The sequence below is a fragment of the Williamsia sp. DF01-3 genome (assembly GCF_023051145.1).
Taxonomy (GTDB): Bacteria; Actinomycetota; Actinomycetes; order Mycobacteriales; family Mycobacteriaceae; genus Williamsia.
This window is the reverse complement of the sequence record NZ_JALKFS010000005.1, coordinates 1076744-1096936: the sequence shown is the minus strand read 5'-3', so window position 1 is coordinate 1096936 and position 20193 is coordinate 1076744. Positions and strand designations below refer to the sequence as shown.

The window sequence follows — 20193 nt, the reverse complement described above, 5'->3', positions numbered from 1 at the left end:
AACCCTGAGCTCGCCCGCAGGCGGGGGTCAGACGCTGGCGTGTTCGCGATCGGCGAGGATCTCCAGGATCTGCCGCACCAGTTCGTCGGCGTCGGCGCCCGTCGTATCGATCACCAGGTCCGGGTTCTCCGGCGCCTCGTACGGCGTGTCGATCCCGGTGAGCCCCTTGAGTTCGCCCGCCCGTGCCTTCGCGTAGAGCCCCTTCGGGTCGCGACGCTCGCACTCGGCCAGCGGCGTGGCCACATGGACTTCGATGAACGGAAGGTCAGCGGCAGCCGCCAGTGCCCGGGGGATCTCCCGGTCACTGCGCAGCGGCGACACCAGCGATGCGATCGCGACCACCCCGGCATCGGCGAAGAGCCTGGTCAGATGCCCGACACGGCGGATGTTCTCGGCCCTGTCCCCGGCCGAGAACCCGAGGTCGTCCGACAGCCCGTGGCGCACATTGTCGCCGTCGAGCAGATAGGCCACCCGACCCGACTCCACCAGTGCACGCTCGAGTGCGACCGCGACGGTCGACTTGCCCGACGCCGGCAGGCCGGTGAGCCAGATGACCGCTCCCCGCTGACCGACCGCACTCCACCGATGGGTGCGTTCAAGGGAGGACGGATGCCACTTGATGTCGTTGCGTGTCCGGGCGCCCGGCTTGACCTCCCGGGGCTCGGTGATGGTGCCGGCGCCCACCGTGTCGTTGGAGTTCTCGTCGATCAGGATGAACGCGCCGACATCGCGATTGTCCGCGTACGGATCGGCCACCACGATGGAACTGGTGCGCAACGTCACCGTGCCGACGTCGTTCAGCGCGAGTTCCACGGGATGCGGATCCTCGCCCAGCGTTTCGGGATCCAGTCGGCTGTGCAGCTCCTGGACCGTGGCGCGCACCGTGCGCGTCGCCTGCTTCAGCGCGATCCGGTCCCCCGCACGAAGCGGCGTCTCCGAGAACCAGCAGACCGTGACGTCGAGCTCACGGGCGGCGACCGGTAGGTGCGCATCCGGTGACCCACTGACGATCATGTCGCCGCGGCCAACGTCGATCTCGTCGGCCAGTTCCACCGACACCGACAACGGCGCGACGGCCACGCTGCGGTCGTCGTCGAGGGTGTCGAGTGCGGTGACGCTGCTCTTCGAACCCGACGGCAGCACCACGACCGGATCACCGACCTGCAGGGTGCCCGCAGACAACCGGCCCGTGTAGCGACGACGCTCGCCGGCGGCCGGCCGCGACACCCACTGCACCGCAAGACGCACCTCGGTCGGTTCGGCGGCCGGCGCCTTCAACTCGACGGCCTCGAGGAACTCCAGCAACGTCGGACCGGTGTACCAGGGTGTGTTGGTCGAACGGGTCACGACGTTGTCGCCGAGCTTGGCGGCCAGAGGAACAACGGTGAGGTTCTGGACACCCAAACGTTGTGCGAGCACGTGCAATTCGGCTTCGACATCGGCGAAACGCTCTTCGCTGTAGTCGACCAGGTCGATCTTGTTGACCGCCGCGACCAGGTGGGGCACCCGGAGTAACGTGGCGATCCGGGCGTGGCGACGGGTCTGACGTACCACGCCCGCACGGGCGTCCACCAGCAGCACCGCCACGTGCGCATTGGACGCACCGGTGAACATGTTGCGGGTGTACGCCTCGTGACCGGGGGTGTCGGCGAGGATGAAATTGCGTGTGGCCGTGGAGAAGAAGCGGTAGGCCACGTCGATGGTGATGCCCTGCTCGCGTTCGGCCCGCAGACCGTCGGACAGGGCGGCGAGGTCGGCAACACCTTCGGTGTCGGTGACCGATTCGAGGTGATCGAGCGGCAGACTGTCGGTGTCGTGGAGCAACCGACCGATCAATGTGCTCTTACCGTCGTCCACCGAACCGGCGGTGGCGAGCCGGAGCAGTTGGCGTGTCATCTAAAAGTACCCCTCCCGTTTGCGGTCTTCCATGGCCGCGGCGGACGTGCGGTCGTCTGCGCGGGTCTCGCCGCGCTCGGACACGGTGGATGCGGAGATCTCGGTGACCACGTCGGCGATCGTGGTGGCCCGTGACGGGACCGCTCCGGTGATGGTCAGGTCGCCGACCGTTCGATAGCGCACCCATTCCACGGAGGCCGACTCCCCTTCGGCCGGCCTGGTGAATTCCGAAGTGGCGAGCAGGATTCCGTCACGCTCGAACACTTCGCGCTCATGGGCGAAGTAGATCGGCGGCAACTCGAGGCCTTCCAGCTCGATGTACCGCCAGATGTCGAGTTCGGTCCAGTTGCTCAGCGGGAAGACCCGGACCTGTTCACCCCTGCGGATGCGCCCGTTGTAGAGCGACCATGGTTCGGGTCGTTGTGCACGCGGGTCCCATTGACCGAACTCGTCGCGGAAGCTGAGCACACGCTCCTTCGCCCGAGCGCGTTCCTCGTCGCGCCGAGCGCCGCCGAACGCTGCATCGAACTTGCCGGCCTCCAGTGCGTCGAGCAGAGTCCTCGTTTGCAGGCGATTGCGCGAGCCGGCCGGTCCGCCGACCTCCTGCACCCGTCCGGAGTCGATCGACTCCTGCACCGAACCGACGATCAGCTTGTGCCCGCCCTCGGCGAGGCGCCGATCGCGGAAGTCGATGACCTCGGGGAAATTGTGCCCGGTGTCGACGTGCAGCACCGGAAACGGCAGTGGCGACGGCCGAAAGGCCTTCTCTGCCAACCGGAGCAGCACGATCGAGTCCTTACCCGCCGAGAAGAGCAAGACCGGTCGCTCGAGTTCGGCCACCACCTCACGGATGATGTGCACCGCCTCGGCTTCGAGAACCCGCAGCTCATCGACGTGGGTCACGTCGGCGGTGATCTGCGTTGTCATACTGGCAACCCCCTTTGTCGGGCCTCGGCGCGGTATCGCTCTACCCATTCACCGGACCGGTTGTTCGCTTGACGTTCCAGCACCGGCGGCGGCGCTGCGGCAGGGTCCAGATCGAGGGCGGCGAGGATCCGCGCCGTGACACCGGTGGAGTCCGTCGCCAGCTCGCTGTAGTCGACCTCGATCGGCGTGATCGACTCCTGCTCGAACCAGGTCCGCCAGCCGCGCTCCTGCTCGCGGAGGATCGTGACCAGGTGCGCGATCCCGTCCGCGTTGTACTGCGCCGCCGCATCGACCTCCGGTTCTGCGTGTCCTCGCCAGACCTGCGTCTGCACCGCACGCCAGAACGACACCGCCTGCGACACGACGTCCGGCCGATTCACCTTGATGTACAGCGGTTCCTCGCCGATGACGTCGGCGATGGCGGATCGGAGGTCACCACCGGATCGGGCCGTGAAGCCCTCGGCCCGGTCGATCACCAGCGGAACCTGATTCCACATCAGCTTGCCGCCCCAGACTCCGTTGGGGGTGCGCGCCTCCCGCGCGATGCGCTCACGCCATCGGTCGCTGGTCTCGATGCTCGGCGTGCCCGCCCGCAGCGGGGCCAGCAGGGCGAGCACGGCGGGATCGGTGACGTCGGCGAACCACTGACGCGGTTGCGGCGGCAGAGAGGTCGACGGCAGGTACTGGAAGAACTCCTCGGGTTCACCGGCAATCTTGCTGGCCCGCAACGATTCGACGAGGAGGGTGCTACCGCTGCGTTGCGAAGCGCATACGAGGTAGGAGCTCGGAGCGGAAGCCATGGATTCGAATATAGAGATCACACCGTGTGGGTTCCCCAGCCGCGACGGCTGATATTCACCACGATTCCAACCGTTGACAGCCTTCGGCGATTGTGTGGGTCAGAATCGGTCCCGGTGGCGCTCCTGTTCGAGGACGGCGTCGAGATCGGCCAGTCGCTCCATCGACGCCACGGCCCGCCGCGTTCGCATGTTCTTCGCCAGCCGATCACGGTGTCGATGGGTGAAGGCCCAGTAGCCGGCAGTGAACGGGCATGCGTCCGCGCCTAACCGCTTGCGGGGATCGAACTCGCAGCCCTTGCAGAAGTCGGACATCTTGTTGATGTAGGCGCCGCCCGAGCTGTACGGCTTGGTCGCCATCTTGCCGCCGTCGGCGTGCTGACTCATGCCCACCACGTTGACCGGCATCACCCATTCGTAACCGTCCACGAAGTTGGCCGTGTACCAGCGGGTGAGCTCGTCCGGGTCGTAACCCTGTTGCAGTGCATGGTTTCCCAGCACCATCAACCGCGGGATGTGGTGGACCCATCCTCTGTCGTGGACGCCACCCAAAGCGTCGGAGAGGCACTTGGCCGTCACCGCACCGGCATCGAGATCGCGGAACCAGTCGGGCAGCGGCCGATGCGCGTTCAATTCGTTGTTTCCGGTGCGATAGTCGCGACCGAAATGCCAGTACAGATGCCAGACGAACTCACGCCACCCCAGGATCTGCCGGATGAACCCCTCGGCGGAGGCCAACGGGACCGACCCTTCACGGGCGGCGGCCTCGGCGGCATGAACTGCATCAAGCGGGTGCAGCAGCGACAGATTCAGCGGCACCGACAACAGCGAGTGGGACATCGACCAGTCCCCACCCATCATCGCGTCCTCGTATGGTCCGAAATCTGCCAGCCGATGGTCGATGAACGTCTCGAGAGCAGACTGCGCCTCCGCCGCCGTCACCGCGAACAGCCGCGGCCCGTCGACACCCGACCACGGTGCGTCGAGTGCGTCGAGGTCGGCGCGCACCTGCTCGTCGATCCCGTCCTCCTCTGGCCACCAGGGGTCGGGCACGCCCAGGGTCGGCGTCTTGGGCGGTGACTTCCGGTTGTCGTGGTCGTAGTTCCACGCACCACCCATGGGTTGATCGCCGTCCATGAGGATGTCGAAACGCGTGCGTTGATCGCGGTAGAACATCTCGAGGCGAAAGCGCGAACTGTTCCCCGCCCACTGTTCGAAGTCACTTCTGGGCAGAGCGAACGACGGGTTCGGCAGCACCTCCTCGACGAGTCCCTCCGCCTGGAGGCGATGCACGAAGTCGTGAGCGGCCCACGAGGTCGGCTCGTGCACCACCACCGGTCGGCCGAACTCCACGAGGGCGTCGCGGTAGCCGTCCGCTTTCAGATGGTGCGCGCGATCGCCGAGGTCGTCGGCCAGGTGCCGCATCCCCGACAGCAACAGATGCGCCTTCTGCCGGTGACCCGCTCGCCTCCGCAAGGCCGCGGTGGACTCGATGAGGACCACCTCACGTCCGAGATGGCCCTCGGCGGAGTGGATATGGGGACCGAGTTGGTCGGCAAACAACCACAGCGGCGCCAAAGAATCGCTCACCTCGTCCAGCGTACGGTTTGCTCAGCGGCGGACCACGGATTCGACGATCTCGTCGATGAAACCGGGCGTCACGTCGAGACGCTGCATCGCGGTCCGATAGATGATCGGCCCCAGGGTTTTTGCCACCACGTCCGTCTCATCGAGTTTTTGATCGAGTTCGCGACGATCGACGGCTTGGTCGATCATCCCTTCCATCACCCGGTATGTCCGCTCGATGAGTTCGGCACCGAGGTCGGCGATCACCGTGTGATTGTCGGCCTCGGCAATCATCAACGCGATGAACTGTCGGCTGGTGGGCAGAGCCAATTCGACAGCGGCATGCGCGAGCTGGTTCCGCAACCACTCGTCAAACGGTTCGTCGCCGGGCTGCATCATCGACTGATCGATGTCGCGCAGGGTGTCGACGAGCAGGTCGAGCGTGGTCGGCCAGTGCCGGTAGATCGTCGCGCGGCCCACCCCCGCCTTGAGCGCGACACGCTGATGCGTCAGCCCCGAGGCGCCTTCCTCCTCGAAAATGCGGTGCATCGCTTCGATGACCACTTGTCGTGTGCGAGTGATCCGCGCATCGACGGCCGGGTGTTCAGTCACGTATCGAGCATATGTGAGTGGCTGTGTCCGGTCGTTACGCCAACGAATGTTCGCGGCGTCGCCAACTGTATTTCACTTTCTTTTGCCGGCCCCATCGAGAAATGTTTGCGGACTGCCCGTACTCTCATCTGAACGCGTTCGACCAGCGACAAACAAAGAACGCCCTGCCGAAAAGAAGAGAATTGTGCGAGACGATCCACACGAACGGAATGTGATTGCAACCGTTCTCACATATGCATTTGTTCTCTTGATACTCGGTGGCGGAACCGCCGTTACTCTTGCCCTCATTCAGGCGACACCGGAGAACCGTTCACCCACGGTCGCCGACAGCAGGTCGGTTGCATCGCTCATCGCGGGGGCACCACAGACCCACCAACTGGGTGACGCCGTGGTGGTCGACACCGGCGGCGCCGAACTCCGGATCACACTGGACAACGTGCGCACGGGCGCAGAGGGAGCAGACTGTTCGGGCGGCTCGCTCCACGTCGTGGACGCCACGGTCCAATTGGTGCGCGGCACCGCACTGCTCGAGCCCGCAGAGCTCACTGCGCGCACGTCCGGCGGGAGCCAATTGACAACCGTCGCAACAGCACTCGAGCACCCACTGGAAGCGACAACCCTCACCCAGAACGACGTGGCCACGGGGTCGGTCGCGTTTCTGCTACCCCCTGGCGAGACGATCGTCGCCCTGTCGTTCGCAGGCGGTTCCGAAGTGGCGACCTGGGCGGTATCCGATGACACCTCCGGCCAGCTCGAGCCCTGAAGTCAACCCGAAAACCACTCTGCTCTGCCGACTACAACGGCAGAGATAGCTCCTTCGCCCCGCCCGGTTCTGAGCCAACCCGTCGGAACCACTCGGTTCCGAACGCAGCTTTCAATTCCTCGTCCGCCATTTTCAGCACAGGGCCGAAGTCGCCGATCTGGGTTTCGTGCACCTGCATGGCCGCACGCTTGGCCGCAATGGCCGCGGCCACGTCGACCCTTGTGGTGATCTCCGCTTCCGGGGTGCCGAACGATTCGAAATCGATCGGCGAGTCGTCGTTGTTCCATTCTGGATTCGACATCATCATCTCGCGCATCTGATCCCGATTGATCACGCTCTCGTACACGTTCTTCACGCCGGCTATTTCCGCGGCGCGCATTCCTACGCGGTGCACCTGAATGTGGTCGGGGTGCCCGTAACCGCCGTTGCTGTCGTACAGCGTGATGACATCCGCCTTCTCCTCGCCGAGCACAGCGGCCAGACGTTCGGCCGCCTGCTCGACGGGGACGTTGGCGAAGGCGTCCGGGCTGTTGTTCTCAGGCGTGCCGGCCATCCCGGAGTCGGCGTAGCCGAGCATGACCAGGCGGTGCGCGCCCAGGATGCGGGCAGACTTCTCCAGTTCGGTTCGCCGGCGCTCGGCAAGCGATTCGCCCGGGACCAGCAGTCCGTCGGGGACCTCACCCGCAGCACCGTCGGTGGCCGTGACGAGTACCACCCTGTGGCCGGCATCGGCGGAGAGCCGGATGATCCCGCCGGTCCCGAACACCTCGTCGTCGGGATGAGCGTGGAAGCAGACGAGGACACCCATGAATCAACCGCCACCTAGTGTTTGCCGGATGCACCAACCGGCACCGATCGGTGCCGGTTCTCACGTGGAGCCGCCTGCGAGAATCGAACTCGCGACCTTTTCATTACGAGGGACACTCGGGCGGTATCGCACGGTCCAGACAGTACCTCAGGTGCAGGTCACAGGCGGTTCCAGGTCCATCGAGTGCGCACCGTCCAGGACGGACCACGCGGTGCGAGACCACAATAAGACCACTCGGTACTGTCGCACGCGTGACCTACAGCGAAGCCGAATTGCTCCGGCTCATCCGCATCGCCCTCCAAGACATGACCACCAAATATCGCTTCACCAAGACGGAGGCGGCACACTTCCTCGCCATCAGCACACGCACCCTGGACCGGCACGTCAACGACGGCGCCATCCCGGCCTACCTCGAAGGGAAGCTAGTCATGTTCAAACGCACAGACCTTGAGGCGTATGCAGACAATGCGCCGGCCTGGGAACCGAAATCTGTGCGATGGACCAACCTTTGATGGACACGGACCGCATTTACACCGAAGCTGAAGCAGCAGAACGCCTCAACGTTCCACCCACCTGGATCGCCACCGAACGACGCAAGGGCAACATCCCCCACCAGAAGTTCGGGCGCCACATTCGCTACACCGAGGACCACATCGCAGCCATCCTCAAGCGTCACGAGGTACAGGCAGACTGGCGACCCTGGGGGGCTAACTGCGGGATCTCGGCGGTACCACGACCGACGAGCCCGCTGAGTCTGCTGAGTCTGCCTACTCTTCGGACACCCGAACCTTTTGGAAGGCGGCCGCTCGGGCATTGTCGTCATCGTCACGGACCGCTGTGGCCTCGAACTGGTAGAGACCAACAGGGAGGGGCAAGCCGGGGCCTATTTGAATACTGAAAGGCACCCGGATCTGCTCACCCGCCTTCTCCTCATCCAGCGCGTGGGCGGTCGCCGCTGCATTGATCCTGACCGGCTCGCCACCAGCCAAGACAACAACCTCGCCGGCCTCAGTCTGCAACTCGATCCGAAGGGACACCGAGGCTGGAACCTCGTCGGCCTCGAAGTCGATTAGGACGATCACCGCCATCGGAGGCGTGGGAGTCGGCACATTGGTCCACGCCAACCCCAGTGCGTGGACCTTCCCATGCTGGTCGGCCTGAGCCGCGTCCGCGAGAAGGAGAGTCAGCTCCACATCACTACCGGATCGCCACCGACGACGGCAGCAGGTCAGAAAGACGGAGCGCAACGCGCTCACCTGAACCCCGCGACATCGGTGTGCTGGGGGTCGTGACGACAAACTGTGAGCAACTGCCAGTCATACCGAGGACAAACAGCTCAGCCTGGGGAGCCACATCATCCCGGAGAGAGTCCCAGTCGATATCTAGAACGACGCGGCACCGCTCGATATCAACCTCTGCAACCGCGGCGTCCAGAGCGACGCCATCCTCAGGCTCGAATGCAACGACGCGCTCACCCACCCTCGGCGTGGGGCCGAAGTAGGGTGCAGGCGTCTGACCAGCGCGATTCCTACGGTTGAGGTCGATCTGTATTCGTCGAATACTCATCAATCTACCTCCTATCCATTGGCCGGGTTGTCACGTTTGTGCTCCATCCAGATTACCGCCAGTGAGTCTACGTCGGGGATCTGAGAGAAATCTCCCTGACCCAGCAAGTAGTGCAACCGCGGAGGCATCTCGGGTGATACCACCCAACCAGCATTCTGAAGGTCCTGCGCCCAAACCGCAGCAACTTTCTTACCGCGACACGGTGCCTCAACGCATATGCGCTTCAACACGTCCTCAACAGACTCGCCCTCGCCGACAACATCACCGAAAACCGAGATTCCGTACCGACCTCGCCTTCCCGCCGCCACATCGTCGGCAAACTGCTCAAGGGCGGTCTCTTGGCACCTAGTGGCCGACCAAGGGCCGAACCGCACGATGAGTAGCCCAGAATGTGGCACTTCGCCAGTGTAAGAGGCGGTGCGGACGGCGTTTGTCCTTAGCCACCGATGAGCCGATAGGCGGTGGCCCGGCTGATGCTGAACGTCTCAGCGATGGTGGGTACGGGCTCCCCCTGATCCCGCATCCGCTTTGCCAACGCCACCTGCTCCGCCGACAACTTCGGCGGCCGCCCATTAGACGCACCCCGCGCCGTCCTGGCCTCGCGGGACGCGGCTCGACGCTCACGGCCCAGCTCAAGCTCCAGCTCAGCCAGCGAAGCCAGCACCCCGGCCAGCATGCGGCCAGCCGCAGTGGAGGTGTCCACCCCCTCACGCAGCGACCGCAGCGTAATCCCTCGCTCCATCAGATCCCGGATCGTCAGCATGACCTCGGCAGCGTTACGCCCGAGACGGTCGATACCCACCACCACGATCTCGTCACCGGGCCGGGCGTAGTCCAGCAGAGCGGCCAGGCCAGGACGGTCTGAGCGCGTCCCTGACAGCTTGTCGGAGTAGATCCGATCCACCTGCACCCCCGCGGCAGTGAGAGCGTCCTGCTGCTGATCAAGCGTCTGATGTGCGGTCGATACACGTGCGTAGCCGAGGACGGTAGCGGTGGCTTCTGCTGTGGTCATGCAACCATCGTCTCATAAGTACTTGTGCGACACAATACGAGACAGACCTTTTGTTACAACTTCTGAGACAGTTCGACCTGGGCATTCGAGGTCGAGCTGCTCCGCTTCTTGTTCCGTCTCAGATCTTTAGTAATGAGACACCAACGTTTGTACCAAGCACAGCCTGAAGTGCGCGCATCATTTTGCCCAGCACGCTCACACGCCCAGGCCGACAGGCTGCCGCCTTCGATCCGTGGGTCGGTCATGGTTTGAGTATGCCTACCTGTCTTGGTGTTGGGCGTTGGTCCGCAGGTGTGCTGCAACGCACTCGATCGCTGGTCGTCGGTCGTTCGCAGTGAGTGCGTGTAGTGCGTTGTATATACGCACTAACGCACTAACGCACTGGACTGCGGGTGTTCGTCAACGCACTGGCAACGCACTGCAACGCACTAACGCACTGGGTGTGTCGACTGGAGCTGCATCCGGCTCTGCGGGAGATACTTTCGGGATGAGTGGCGACTGGTCGTTGGAGTGGCGGAGCGGGTCGTTGTACGACCTGGTGAACCGAACTGGTGAGGATGTCACGAGTGTCCGGTTTTCAGCTCACGGACCCATGGTGTCGGGCATGTTCGGTCAACGCGACTGGACGCAAACCGTCGACGCTGTGCCCAATGGCGGAGGCATACAGAAGGTTTTCAAGGCTGCATACGGGGCGAAGGCCAACCCTCCGTACATCCTGGTGGAGTGGACTGATCCCGCCGGCCAGGAGTGGACTCAACACCTAGAGGTGCCTCACAACTAGGCTGCTGGCTGTCCAGCAAGCTTGGTTTCGGCGAGATAGTGGAGTCTGGCCCGCTTCGCGCCGGGAATGACCTGAACCTCCCCGCTTGAGATGACAGCTTTGAGGCCGTCACGAATGGCCTTCTGCGTCAGTCCTGGATTTGCAGTCAGCGCTATCTCAATCTCGCGCCCACTGGAGCCTGGGCTCTCGGTGAGGTGCCGCTTGATATGGCCCTCGGCCTCGGAGGACGCGGCATCTTTTCGGCTGCCTGCGGCGTATGTCAGGTTGCGGGTTCGGATGTCGTAGGCGACCTGTCCTTCGGGCACCTCGACGTCTCGGCCGTAGGCGGAGAAGTAGCGCGGCGAGGAGGGATCGTCGGGGTCGGTGCGAACAAGGCGCCAGATCGCGTCAGGCCAGTCTTGAAGTCTTGAGTCACCGCGGCTGCGTTCGCCGGTGTGTCCCATGTGGTGAATGATCGCCCCTTCGGGGATGCCCGCTTCAGCAAGTAGCGCATCGAAGGCTACGAGGAAACGTCCGGCGTCTCGGTTCTCGTCGAGACCAAGGGCGTCGAGGACTGGTCGGAGAACGTCAAGTATTAGGAAGTCTGTGCCGTGCAGTACTTCCGCCCAACGCGCACGTATCTCAGGGTCAATAATGTTGAAGGTTCCAACTTTGCCGCGCATTGCCTCAACCGCTGCTGCCGTGGTGTTCTGGACACCCTGATCACGTAGCCAGCTGCGGAGGGTTCGTGCGTCAAGTTCGTTGTCCAGCAGTGTGACTTTGCGGACTGGCGTCGTGGCAAACTTCCCGAGGAACGGGTCTCCATCTGCGAGCGAGCGGATCAGGTTGCCGACTGCGGTGGTCTTGCCCGCTTTGTATTGTGCGGAGAGCATGATGCGGCCCCCAATCGGGAACAGGCCGTCGATTCGGTATTTGGTGGGCTCATCTGGCACCGCAAGGAAGTCATCGAGCCGCTGGGGTGGAGTTATCGCCTCTAGTAGGTGTGCGTTGCTTGCCGCGGCCACCCGTCGCCGCGCTTCCTCGCGGATCTCAAGACTGCGGACTTCGTCGCGGATGCGTCGTTCTTGGTAGTCGATCTCTGCGACTACGTCCGCCGGGTGTGGCAAATCTGCGTACGGGTCCACGGCTGCGATAGAATCAACGTCAGACTGCGCGGCGTGGTGGCTGTTGGTCTCGGATTGGCCCTCGTTGGGAGCGGGGGCCTTTCCCATTTCTTGGGCTCTCATGCGGCATCACCGGTGTCCGGTGTGACTGCGGTGAGGAGGGTGTCGACTTCGTTGCGGTCGACGTAGACCCGGCCGCCCAGACGGTACTTGGTCAGCAGTCCGCGCTTGATGTAGTTGTGAACGGTCCGCGGTGTGCGTTGGATGCGTTGTGCAGCTTCGCTGATCGCGAGAGGCTCGACAGATAGTCCTGTCCGGGGATTGAGGGGCACGGGAGATCCTTCGGGCTGGTGCGGAAGTGGTGAACGCTGGTCCCGTGCGGGTCTCAGGTCTCGTGCCGTGCGGCTCTCAACGGATCAATCATTTCATGGTTTTCGCTGCCATTCAACGACTTTCCGCCTGGCGAGTCGGGCCATAGCTCAGCCGAATCATGGAGCAACCCATAGCCGGCAGCCTTGAGAAGGCGTGTCATCTCCGAGAGCGGCATGACCGCCAGCCACTCCCCTGGATCACCGAGACCGCGGCGTTTGAGCACCAGCACTGCGTGGTCGGCCTTGGCTTCTGCGCGCTGCTCTCGAAGCTGGCGGAACCACTCGGGCCAGGCGTACGCTGCTCGATCCTTCACCTGGACTGTGAGGCCTTGGCAGGGGTGGAGGTCGCCGGCATCGCGGGTGTACCCGGCTCGGGTACGCTCAGTGCGGGGAAATCCATTGCTACGCAGATAGTCTCGTACCGCACGTTCGGCGCGGTCGCCTTTGGTTTTGTTCGGATGGGCCATGGTTAGACTCGTTTCAGGCTGCCTTGCAGGAGTCTTTCCTGCGGGTGGGTTGCGGGATGCGTACGAATCTGGGTGCCGTTGTTGGTGGTGAGGGTGTCTCCGGTGCCGTAGTGGCCATCGTGGCTGGGCCAGCAGCCGTCCCACGTGTTGATGCTGGAGCAAGCTTGTAGAAGTGCCATGGCGAGGTCGTCGTGGCCGACGTTGTCAGGGACGGAGATTTTGAATTGGCCGCTCTCAGTCTGCTCGAATGTGAGCGCGTGAAGTTGGCGCAACAGGTCCGGGTGCCTCGGAAGTACCAGCCGGCCTTGCTGAAGCAGGCCCTTGATGCGCCCGAAGCCCCCGGATTTGCGGCTGGTGTCCGTGTGAACTCCGTTGACCCACGTCAATTGCTGGAGAGATCCCCCACCCCCGTACCACTCCTTGTGGAGTTTGTCCTGGAGTGCCTGGGTGGGGAATTGGCCCACCCCGTTTGTCTCAGAGACATAGCGATGCACACCGAAGTACCGGGCGTTGTCGACCAGCCGATCGATGAAGTCGGCGTACGGCATTCGATGGTGCGCTTCGAGCCAGGGCACGAAGAACATTGGTGTGTCACCGAACTTGTCGCGGTTCAGTTCGGTGTCGCCGCTGGCAGCCAGATAGACAACTGCGTTGGCGTCACGTGACATTCCCCAGTCGATACCGCCGACCACCGTGTACCGGCCGCGTGACTCCTGAGGCCTAATGAGTTGATAGTCGGCCACTGAGTTTTCGATTTCTTCGGTGGTGAAATAGGCGCCTGATTCGTCGGTCCACTCCGCCATGTACTCCCGGTTAAAGTAGTGGGGCGCTTCGCGTTGGCGGATCTCTTCGAGGTCAGTTTCGGAGATCAGGGGCGAGATGCTGCTGGGCCAATGGAAGGATGCGTACTTCTCATCCTGCGTATCCATGCCGAGGTTCCAGAGCTGGCGGAAAAAGTGATCGATACTGCCCCACGGCGAAGACGACAGGATGATCCGCGAACCCGGCCTGGCGATGATGGCCGGCTCGGCCGCTCGCCAGATCTCTGGACTGACAAACCCTGCCTCGTCGATGATGAGCAGATCGACCGACCAGCCGCGGATCTGTTGCTGCGATGCGGGGACGGACTTGATACGTGAGCCGTTCGAGAAGGTGATCTCGGTCTTGGTGTCGTCCACGACCGATGAAGCCAACAACGTCGAGTTTGAGGCCAGGACAGCGATGCGTTCGAGCAGTCGCAGCGCCGCTGTCTCACCCGCGGAGATGATGAGGGTGAACGATCCGGGTTTGGTGGCCGACTGCCACAGTGCCTCGATTGCCTGTTCCTCAGACTTGCCAACCTGACGGCCGGCACACACGGCCCGGCGCCTGGCCGGGCACATCGCCATTTCGAGTTGGTGGGGCCACAGCGGGTGCCCGACGATGTTCTCGGCGAATGTCCCGATGTCGGAGAAGCCATGCCGTGCTACCGCTCTGAGCTGTTCGTCACGCGCTGTCGTCATTATCGTCCTTCTGTTCGGCGAGCATCTGCGCGTAGACGGCGACGAGATCGGCCTGGGCACTGGCTGTGTCCTTGCCCAGGCGAGCGTTCGCAAGCGGCGTCAACCCGAGACGATCAGCGATGTTCGATGCCTGCTTGCGCGCCTTAAGCAGGTACTCGGCGGCCGGCCGCACCTGGCCCGCCTTCTCCCCTGTCTCGAAGATCTCGCCCACCTTGTCCAGGTACACCTCGAACCGGTTCACCTGGGCCATGAGCTTCGAGTACTCGAGTAGTTGTTCGCGGTAGAGCGGGTCGCGTAGCCGTTCGTGGCGCTGCATGAGGTCGTTGGCGATCTCGGCGGCCATCGGCACGATGATTCGTGGGCTGTGGGCGCCGTGCTTGAGGGCTTTGAAGTGCCCTGGCTGGAACGGTTCCCACGTGTAGCCGCGGGCCGGTCCGCCGTGGCCTGGTCCCTTGCTCTCGAACGGGAGCACGTTGTCGCTCACGACGTGCGGAGGAGGGTTGCCGCCGAACGCAACGCTTCAGCGAGATCGAGCGCGGTCGTGTCCTCTGCGGCGGTGTGCAGCAACAGGATGCCGGCGTATGTGGCGAGCGCGCCAATCACAGCGCCGGTCTCCTGCTGGGATTCGAGTTTGATGTGCTGATCGGGTTTGTCGAGGGTGCTGGCGATGATGTCCATCGCGAGGGCTGTTGCGTCGCTCCGCTGTTCGCGGGTTGGTGTGGGCATGGTGTCCCCTTCCGGGGGTTGGGGTGAGGGTGGCCAGCTCCGCCTCTCAGGACCGGCCACCCCCACGAATTGGGGTCAGGCGTTGTGCGCCATGGCGGCGCCCACGTCTGCGGCCATGGGGTCAGCAGTGGGGCGTGTGTTGACTTCACCATTCGCATAGGCAACCTTCACCGCTGCGTCTAAATGCATTGCAGATGAATCGGATTCGGCTGATGCGACGACGTCGTTGAACACGGCGCGCTCACTGGCGGCGTTGTGTGCGTCCCTGATTGCAGCGGCCGCCGTGTCGTCGGGGGCAAGCTCGGCGAACCTGTTGGTCACTGTGTCGCTGATGAAAGCGTGGTCGGTGACCTTCGGTCGGTTCGCCCGAAACCAGGCCGGTGCGTACTGCTCGGCGGCCAACACGGTGTGAATGTCACCCTCAGCCAGAATCGACCGGAGAGACTTGTCAGCTTGCAGAAGCGGCAACACCCGGTTGTCCCACTCCATCCGAACGTTCGCAACCTGTGCCGTGTCCGAACGGTCGAGGGTCGGCCGATGCTTCGCGCCCGCGGTGGCAGCGGACGTGGCAACCTCGCGAGCCTCGGCCTTCAACGCGTCGAGGCGCGGGTCATACTCGGCGCGCACCTTGGTCTCGGCTTCAAGCTTCTTTTCGTGGTTGTACTGGTCGGACATGTTCCTGTTCCAGGTGTATGCACCGCGCACGGCTTCACGCTTTTCGCGGGCGAGCTGGTTGATTTCTGCGGTGAGCTGGGTCAGCTTCGACATGGTGTTTTTCTCCTGATCAGTCGTTGTTGTTGGCGTTGAGTTCGGCGAGGTAGCTGGCGTCGACCACTGAGCCGGCGCCGGGGTCGTCTTTCGGCACGATCGGTGCGTGCATTTCGGGGTGTTCCTTGCGGTTCTTGGCGACGTGGGCCTCCCACAGCGAAGAGTCGACTTCAATCGCTCGAACGTCTGGGCCGTGGGGGTCGGCCTTGCCTGCGTTCACTGGTGCCAGAAAGTCCTCAGGCTGCGGATCGACTGCGGCATCACGGATTCTGGCGCCGATCTGGATCTCGCCGTCTGCGAGGATGTCGGCGGGGTCGCCGTTGTAGGGCACGCCCGCCTTGTGCGTTTCGTAGCCGGCGGACTCTTCGAGCGGAGTGATCCGCGGTTCGGGATAAGTCATGTGATTCTCCTTCTTTGAGTTGCGGATTCGTTGTCCGCTGGGTTGGTTGTTCTTGCTGGTCTAGCGCTTAGCGGTCACGCGGTGGTCACAGGCCCGCCGCCGAGAGGATCATGCCGGCACCACTGTTCGGATCGACAGGGTGGACCTTCTTACCGTCGCGTGTTGCCTGGATCAGTTCTTCCAGTTGCTTGAGCACAGCATCGGCGAACTTCCCAACTTCGGCCGATACGCCATCAACCGAGTTCGCGGAGGTGTCCATGGTCGGCAGAACCGAGCCGAGATTGACTTGCCCACTCATGGCCATGTTCACGTACGGGGTGACCACCGACGCCGCAGCAAAACCGACTCCCGCGGTCAAAGCCGCCCAGTCGTACCAGTTCTTTGGCTTCATGGCGTCCGTGGTGTCGTCGGAGTAGCCGCCGAAACCGACCGTCCCCCCTGAGGCGAACCGGCGGATCTTGCCCGCGTTGATCGCCTTTAAGAAGGGGCGCCACTCCTCGGCTGGACCCTTCGAGATGATCTCCTCGCCTGGCATTCCCAAGAGCAGTTCGGAATCCTCGTTGCCGACACCGGGGATGGTCCCGCCATTCTCATAGGCAACCAGGGGCAACGGCCCGCGACCGACAATCTCCGGGGCTGCCGGAGTTGACGGCGGCGCAGGGGCGCTCGGCGTGGTAGCTGCGGGTGAAGCCCCGTCGAGCCGGCCACCCACCACATACACCTGCTGCACACCCGCAGGCGCTCCCGCTCCATCCGCCGGTGGCACAGTGCCGACCGAAGGAGCCACCTGATCAAACAACGCACCCGCATCATCAGACTGCGACTGGATCTCAGTGAGGTATCCCTGCCGCCCATTCGCGACAGCCGACGCCCCCGACGTGTCCCCCGGTCGCTGTTGCAACCAGAAGATGTCCTCCCAGATATCGCCGCCAGCTTGGCCCTTGTGCTTCTCGTCCAGGCGGTTGTAAAACTCGTCGATGTTCTGGTTGGGATCGTCACGGCCGGCATAGGATTCGTCTTGCTGGAAGACGCCGTGCCATGCCCCGTTACCGCCATTCGCTGATGGGCTCAGGCCTGATTCCTGCATGCCGGTTGCGAGAATCGCCTTGATCTCGTCGTCGGTGTAGCCGCGTTTGCGTCCCTGCGCGATGATCGCCCGCGCCACATCCTCTTTGGAGGAGTCTGTTGACAGCACGGGTACTTCGATTTCGGCTGGCTCCATCGCCATCCCGGCGGGTGGGGTGAGCGGTTGCTCTGCGGCGACGTGTACGTGGTCGTGGTGGTCGCCTGCGCCGGCGTAGTAGGAGTCGTCGACGAATGCGCCGTCGCCGACTTGGCGGCCGGAGAAGCGGGAGTCGTGGTAGATCAGCTCAGCCAACTGTCCGCGGTAGTTGTCCGCCATGTAGTTGGCGAACGCCAGCATGTCGTCGGTATCCCGGCCACCACCAGGAGGGCCGAAATCGCCAGCCTGGCCGGTGTTGTGGTAGCTACCCGGCTCGTTTCGGACACCGGACGTGAGAGTCAGGGTCGGCGCGGCCTGTTGCTGTACAGCCTGGATCGATCCCAACACGCCGCCGTCTGCCATCTGCACGATCCCGAGACGCTGGCCTGCCTCGAGCCAGATCGCCTTGTTGCGTTCCAACTCTGAGGGTTTCCCAGAGATGTAGGCTTCCCAGCCCGTCTCCTTCTCACCCCAGAGGATGTTGGCGCCACCACTGGCGATCATCGGCTCACGGGCTACATGCTGTCCGGCCGCATTCACCCCACCGTCTGCATACTCACGGATGGCGCCGTTGGCGTGGAACTCGCGGGCTGCCGTCGACCCACCGATGTTGGGGTTGTAGACGAGGCCGGTTGGATCACGTACCTCGATGTTGATGACCTTGGACCGGGGCTCGGTGATCAGCCGTAGCTTCTCCTGCGCCTCAGCATCATCGGCGATGACCTTGACCGTGCCATCCGGCAGGGTCTCGACCTTGAAGCCGAGATCAGTAAGACGCTTCTCTGTCTCGGGACTGTTGTCCGAGATGATGATCGACTTGCTGTCCGGGATGTTGAGAACTCCCTGACGTACGAACTCAAGCTCTCCGCCGAGGTTGTTCGAGATGGTGGTGGCGAGCGCCATCCGCGACCCGAACTCTTCGAGAGTGATCTTGCCGTCACGCAACTGCCCCGCAAGGTCATTCATCACGCCTGCGGCGTCGCGCATGCTGTTGCCGTAGTCGTTCATCCCCCGAACGCCTTCGATGGCGCCACGAGCCTGATCCCGGATCGCCTCACCGGCCTTCCCAGCATCGCCAGGAAGATGCGACATCGCCGCGCCGATCTGCTCCACGACGTACAGGAAGGGAATGAAGCCCTGCGCCGCGCCCGCAAGCCCCTCCATCATGTACGAGCCCAAATACATACCGGCCGCGCCCACGTTGAGCAGCGCGGCCGACACGTCGAGCGCCGCCGTGCCGACACTGGCAAAGAATCCCAGGATTTCGTTTTGGTGCTCGCCGACCCAGGTGGCGGCGTCGACCGCCATCGGCGCGAACGCCTCGGCAAGCTTGACCTTCATCTCGTCTGCAGCAACGGAGATCTTGTTCTTTGCCGCTTCGATCGACGCCCCTGCTCCACCGCCCGCAATTGCCATGGCATCGAGAGTCGAGTTGGTGGCGGCCATCTCGTTCTTGGCGTCGGATAGGTCGAGGTTGTTGATCGCTCCGCCGAGATCTTCCCATTGGGTGCCGAAGAGCGCCAGACCGAGCCGGTTGCGTTCGACCGGATCTTCGATCGCATTCAGTCGGTCGATGACTGTGTCGGCCATCTCGTTGGCAGCTTCTCCACCCTTACCGAACGCAGCCGACGTTTCTTCGGCGTTCAGGTTGAGCGACTGGAATGCCTCGGCCGTCGACTCGGACCCGTCGATGACACGCAGCGAGAACTCCTTGAACACGTCCGCGGCGATGTCCGTATCGCGGGCGCCGCCCTGCATCAATTGCGAGATGGTGCCCATGGCCTGCGCGCCATCCATGCCAAGCTTTTGCCACTGCACGCCATACTCGTTCATGCTGTCGAGCAAGTCTTGTGACAGGTTCAATCCACCCTGCTGTGCAGCAGTGAGGAGGTCGAACGCCTGCTGCGGGGTTTCGACGAGGTTTGTTTTGATCATCTGCCCGGCCGCACGTGCAACCGCAGGGATTTCTTCACCCATCATCGAGGACACGAACGAAAGCTGCTCGATGACCGGTTGGATCTCCGCTGCCGTCGCATCCCCGTCTAAGAGTCCCGACTGCATCGCAATACCTGCGGTATTGATGTTGGCGTTGACAGACTCGCCCCAGGCGTTACCGAAGGATGCGCCGGCCGCGGTCCCGACGCGCTCCATCTGCTCGTCTGTAAACCCGAACGACGCTTGCGAAAAGTCACGCTCAGCCTGAATGTGGAAGCCGTCGAACACTGTGTCGGCGAGCTTGGCGCCGGCGAGTGCCCCAACCCCCACGGTCGCACCCAGCGCCAAGCCAATCGGGCCGCCACGAGAGCCGAGAGCTGCTATGCGGGAACCGAATGCAGCGACGAACGAACCGCCGCTGGTCTCGCCCGCGCCCTGTGCGGATGCCTGTGCGCGTTCCATCGCGTTGCGGTAGGCGTCACCAATACCCGAGGCCGACTGCTCGCCTTCTTCGCCGGCGCTGCGCCACGCACTGCCTACGCCGCTCGCTGCCGACTCGGCTCGTGCCGCTTCCTGCCGGTAGGCGCTGCCGATGCCTGACGCTGACCCCTCAGCTCGGGAGCCGGCCTGCTGGAATGCCCCGCCGATCCCCGATGCCGATTGCTCGGCCCGTGTCGCCTCTTGGCGGTACGCTGCCCCGATTCCATCTGCTGAGCGTTCCGCGCCCTGTCCAGCGGACCGCCATGCAGTATCAACCTGCTGTGCCATTCGATCGGCGGTCTGTCCGAGTTGACGGAATTGGTTCCCGGCCTGATCGAGATCACGCCGGAAAGTCGCTGCGTCCAGCTCCAGCTCTGCGCGAAGTACGCCTACATCCACGGTCGTTCTCCTTTGTTGGGAAAGTTGTCGGCAGTGCCGAACAAGGGGCAAGTCGAGAGGCAGCGGCGACCGTGCACGAACGCTGCAGTGAG

Annotated in this window: 21 protein-coding genes and 1 pseudogene; 4 read left to right on the top strand and 18 right to left on the bottom strand. The window is 63.5% G+C overall.

Annotated elements, in window-relative coordinates:
- Positions 1-27: 27 nt before the first annotated feature.
- The 5 genes from cysC to MVA47_RS07250 form a co-directional block, all read right to left on the bottom strand.
- A complete protein-coding gene (gene cysC / locus MVA47_RS07270) occupies positions 28-1896 on the bottom strand; it encodes an adenylyl-sulfate kinase (RefSeq protein ID WP_247207286.1) in 1869 nt (622 codons plus the stop codon).
- On the bottom strand, positions 1897-2823 hold the full coding sequence (gene cysD, locus MVA47_RS07265; protein ID WP_247207285.1) for a sulfate adenylyltransferase subunit CysD: 927 nt from the start codon (positions 2821-2823) through the stop codon (positions 1897-1899).
- Positions 2820-3623 (bottom strand): Stf0 family sulfotransferase, encoded by an 804-nt coding sequence (locus MVA47_RS07260; protein ID WP_247207284.1) that lies wholly within the window; start codon positions 3621-3623, stop codon positions 2820-2822. The genes cysD and MVA47_RS07260 overlap by 4 nt, the downstream gene beginning before the upstream one ends.
- A gap of 99 nt (positions 3624-3722) precedes the next feature.
- On the bottom strand, positions 3723-5210 hold the full coding sequence (locus MVA47_RS07255) for a cryptochrome/photolyase family protein (RefSeq protein WP_308280508.1): 1488 nt from the start codon (positions 5208-5210) through the stop codon (positions 3723-3725).
- 21 nt (positions 5211-5231) lie between these two features.
- Positions 5232-5798, bottom strand: a complete 567-nt coding sequence (locus MVA47_RS07250; RefSeq protein WP_247207283.1) for a TetR/AcrR family transcriptional regulator — start codon at positions 5796-5798, stop codon at positions 5232-5234.
- Positions 5799-6009: 211 nt separating this feature from the next.
- On the opposite strand from MVA47_RS07250, the gene MVA47_RS07245 reads away from it, so the two are divergent.
- The gene (locus tag MVA47_RS07245; RefSeq protein WP_247207282.1) at positions 6010-6561 is read left to right on the top strand and encodes a hypothetical protein; all 552 of its coding nucleotides are present in this window, start codon (positions 6010-6012) and stop codon (positions 6559-6561) included.
- A 31-nt stretch (positions 6562-6592) separates the two neighbouring features.
- Here MVA47_RS07245 and MVA47_RS07240 read toward each other — a convergent pair whose 3' ends face one another.
- Positions 6593-7369, bottom strand: a complete 777-nt coding sequence (locus MVA47_RS07240) for a PIG-L family deacetylase (RefSeq protein WP_247207281.1) — start codon at positions 7367-7369, stop codon at positions 6593-6595.
- A gap of 251 nt (positions 7370-7620) precedes the next feature.
- Between MVA47_RS07240 and MVA47_RS07235 the strand changes: the two genes are divergently transcribed.
- Positions 7621-7881 carry a helix-turn-helix domain-containing protein gene (locus tag MVA47_RS07235; protein ID WP_247207279.1) on the top strand — a complete coding sequence of 87 codons (261 nt, stop codon included), beginning with the start codon at positions 7621-7623 and terminating at the stop codon, positions 7879-7881.
- A pseudogene (locus tag MVA47_RS27200) lies at positions 7866-8033 on the top strand (helix-turn-helix domain-containing protein); the annotation flags it as partial. The gene MVA47_RS07235 and the pseudogene MVA47_RS27200, both read left to right, overlap by 16 nt.
- A 103-nt stretch (positions 8034-8136) precedes the next feature.
- Here MVA47_RS27200 and MVA47_RS07230 read toward each other — a convergent pair.
- The 3 genes from MVA47_RS07230 to MVA47_RS07220 all read right to left on the bottom strand — a co-directional run bounded on the left by MVA47_RS07230 (position 8137) and on the right by MVA47_RS07220 (position 9947).
- Positions 8137-8562, bottom strand: a complete 426-nt coding sequence (locus tag MVA47_RS07230; RefSeq protein ID WP_247207278.1) for a hypothetical protein — start codon at positions 8560-8562, stop codon at positions 8137-8139.
- A 4-nt stretch (positions 8563-8566) separates the two neighbouring features.
- Positions 8567-8935, bottom strand: coding sequence for a hypothetical protein (locus tag MVA47_RS07225; protein WP_247207277.1), 369 nt, complete (start codon positions 8933-8935; stop codon positions 8567-8569).
- Between the two features lie 436 nt (positions 8936-9371).
- Positions 9372-9947: a recombinase family protein gene (locus MVA47_RS07220; RefSeq protein WP_247207275.1), complete on the bottom strand. Its 576-nt coding sequence runs from the start codon at positions 9945-9947 to the stop codon at positions 9372-9374.
- Positions 9948-10434: 487 nt separating this feature from the next.
- Here MVA47_RS07220 and MVA47_RS07215 point away from each other — a divergent pair, with 487 nt between their 5' ends.
- Positions 10435-10728 (top strand): hypothetical protein, encoded by a 294-nt coding sequence (locus MVA47_RS07215; protein ID WP_247207274.1) that lies wholly within the window; start codon positions 10435-10437, stop codon positions 10726-10728.
- Here the strand turns inward: MVA47_RS07215 and MVA47_RS07210 are convergent.
- The 9 genes from MVA47_RS07210 to MVA47_RS07170 all read right to left on the bottom strand — a co-directional run bounded on the left by MVA47_RS07210 (position 10725) and on the right by MVA47_RS07170 (position 20101).
- Positions 10725-11732, bottom strand: a complete 1008-nt coding sequence (locus MVA47_RS07210) for an AAA family ATPase (RefSeq protein ID WP_247207273.1) — start codon at positions 11730-11732, stop codon at positions 10725-10727. The genes MVA47_RS07215 and MVA47_RS07210 overlap by 4 nt on opposite strands.
- A gap of 218 nt (positions 11733-11950) precedes the next feature.
- Entirely contained in the window at positions 11951-12163 is a 213-nt protein-coding gene (locus MVA47_RS07205) for a helix-turn-helix domain-containing protein (RefSeq protein ID WP_247207272.1), read from the bottom strand.
- A gap of 53 nt (positions 12164-12216) precedes the next feature.
- The gene (locus tag MVA47_RS07200) at positions 12217-12669 is read right to left on the bottom strand and encodes a hypothetical protein (protein WP_247207271.1); all 453 of its coding nucleotides are present in this window, start codon (positions 12667-12669) and stop codon (positions 12217-12219) included.
- Positions 12670-12671: 2 nt separating this feature from the next.
- Complete coding sequence (locus tag MVA47_RS07195; RefSeq protein ID WP_247207270.1) at positions 12672-14171, bottom strand: terminase large subunit domain-containing protein; 1500 nt, start codon at positions 14169-14171, stop codon at positions 12672-12674.
- A complete protein-coding gene (locus MVA47_RS07190) occupies positions 14155-14655 on the bottom strand; it encodes a P27 family phage terminase small subunit (protein WP_247207268.1) in 501 nt (166 codons plus the stop codon). Before MVA47_RS07190 ends, MVA47_RS07195 begins: the two co-directional genes overlap by 17 nt.
- Positions 14652-14897 carry a hypothetical protein gene (locus tag MVA47_RS07185; RefSeq protein ID WP_247207267.1) on the bottom strand — a complete coding sequence of 82 codons (246 nt, stop codon included), beginning with the start codon at positions 14895-14897 and terminating at the stop codon, positions 14652-14654. Before MVA47_RS07185 ends, MVA47_RS07190 begins: the two co-directional genes overlap by 4 nt.
- A gap of 75 nt (positions 14898-14972) precedes the next feature.
- Positions 14973-15665: a hypothetical protein gene (locus tag MVA47_RS07180; RefSeq protein WP_247207265.1), complete on the bottom strand. Its 693-nt coding sequence runs from the start codon at positions 15663-15665 to the stop codon at positions 14973-14975.
- A 16-nt stretch (positions 15666-15681) separates the two neighbouring features.
- On the bottom strand, positions 15682-16065 hold the full coding sequence (locus MVA47_RS07175; protein ID WP_247207264.1) for a hypothetical protein: 384 nt from the start codon (positions 16063-16065) through the stop codon (positions 15682-15684).
- Between the two features lie 85 nt (positions 16066-16150).
- Positions 16151-20101, bottom strand: a complete 3951-nt coding sequence (locus MVA47_RS07170) for a phage tail tape measure protein (protein WP_247207263.1) — start codon at positions 20099-20101, stop codon at positions 16151-16153.
- Positions 20102-20193: the final 92 nt, after the last annotated feature.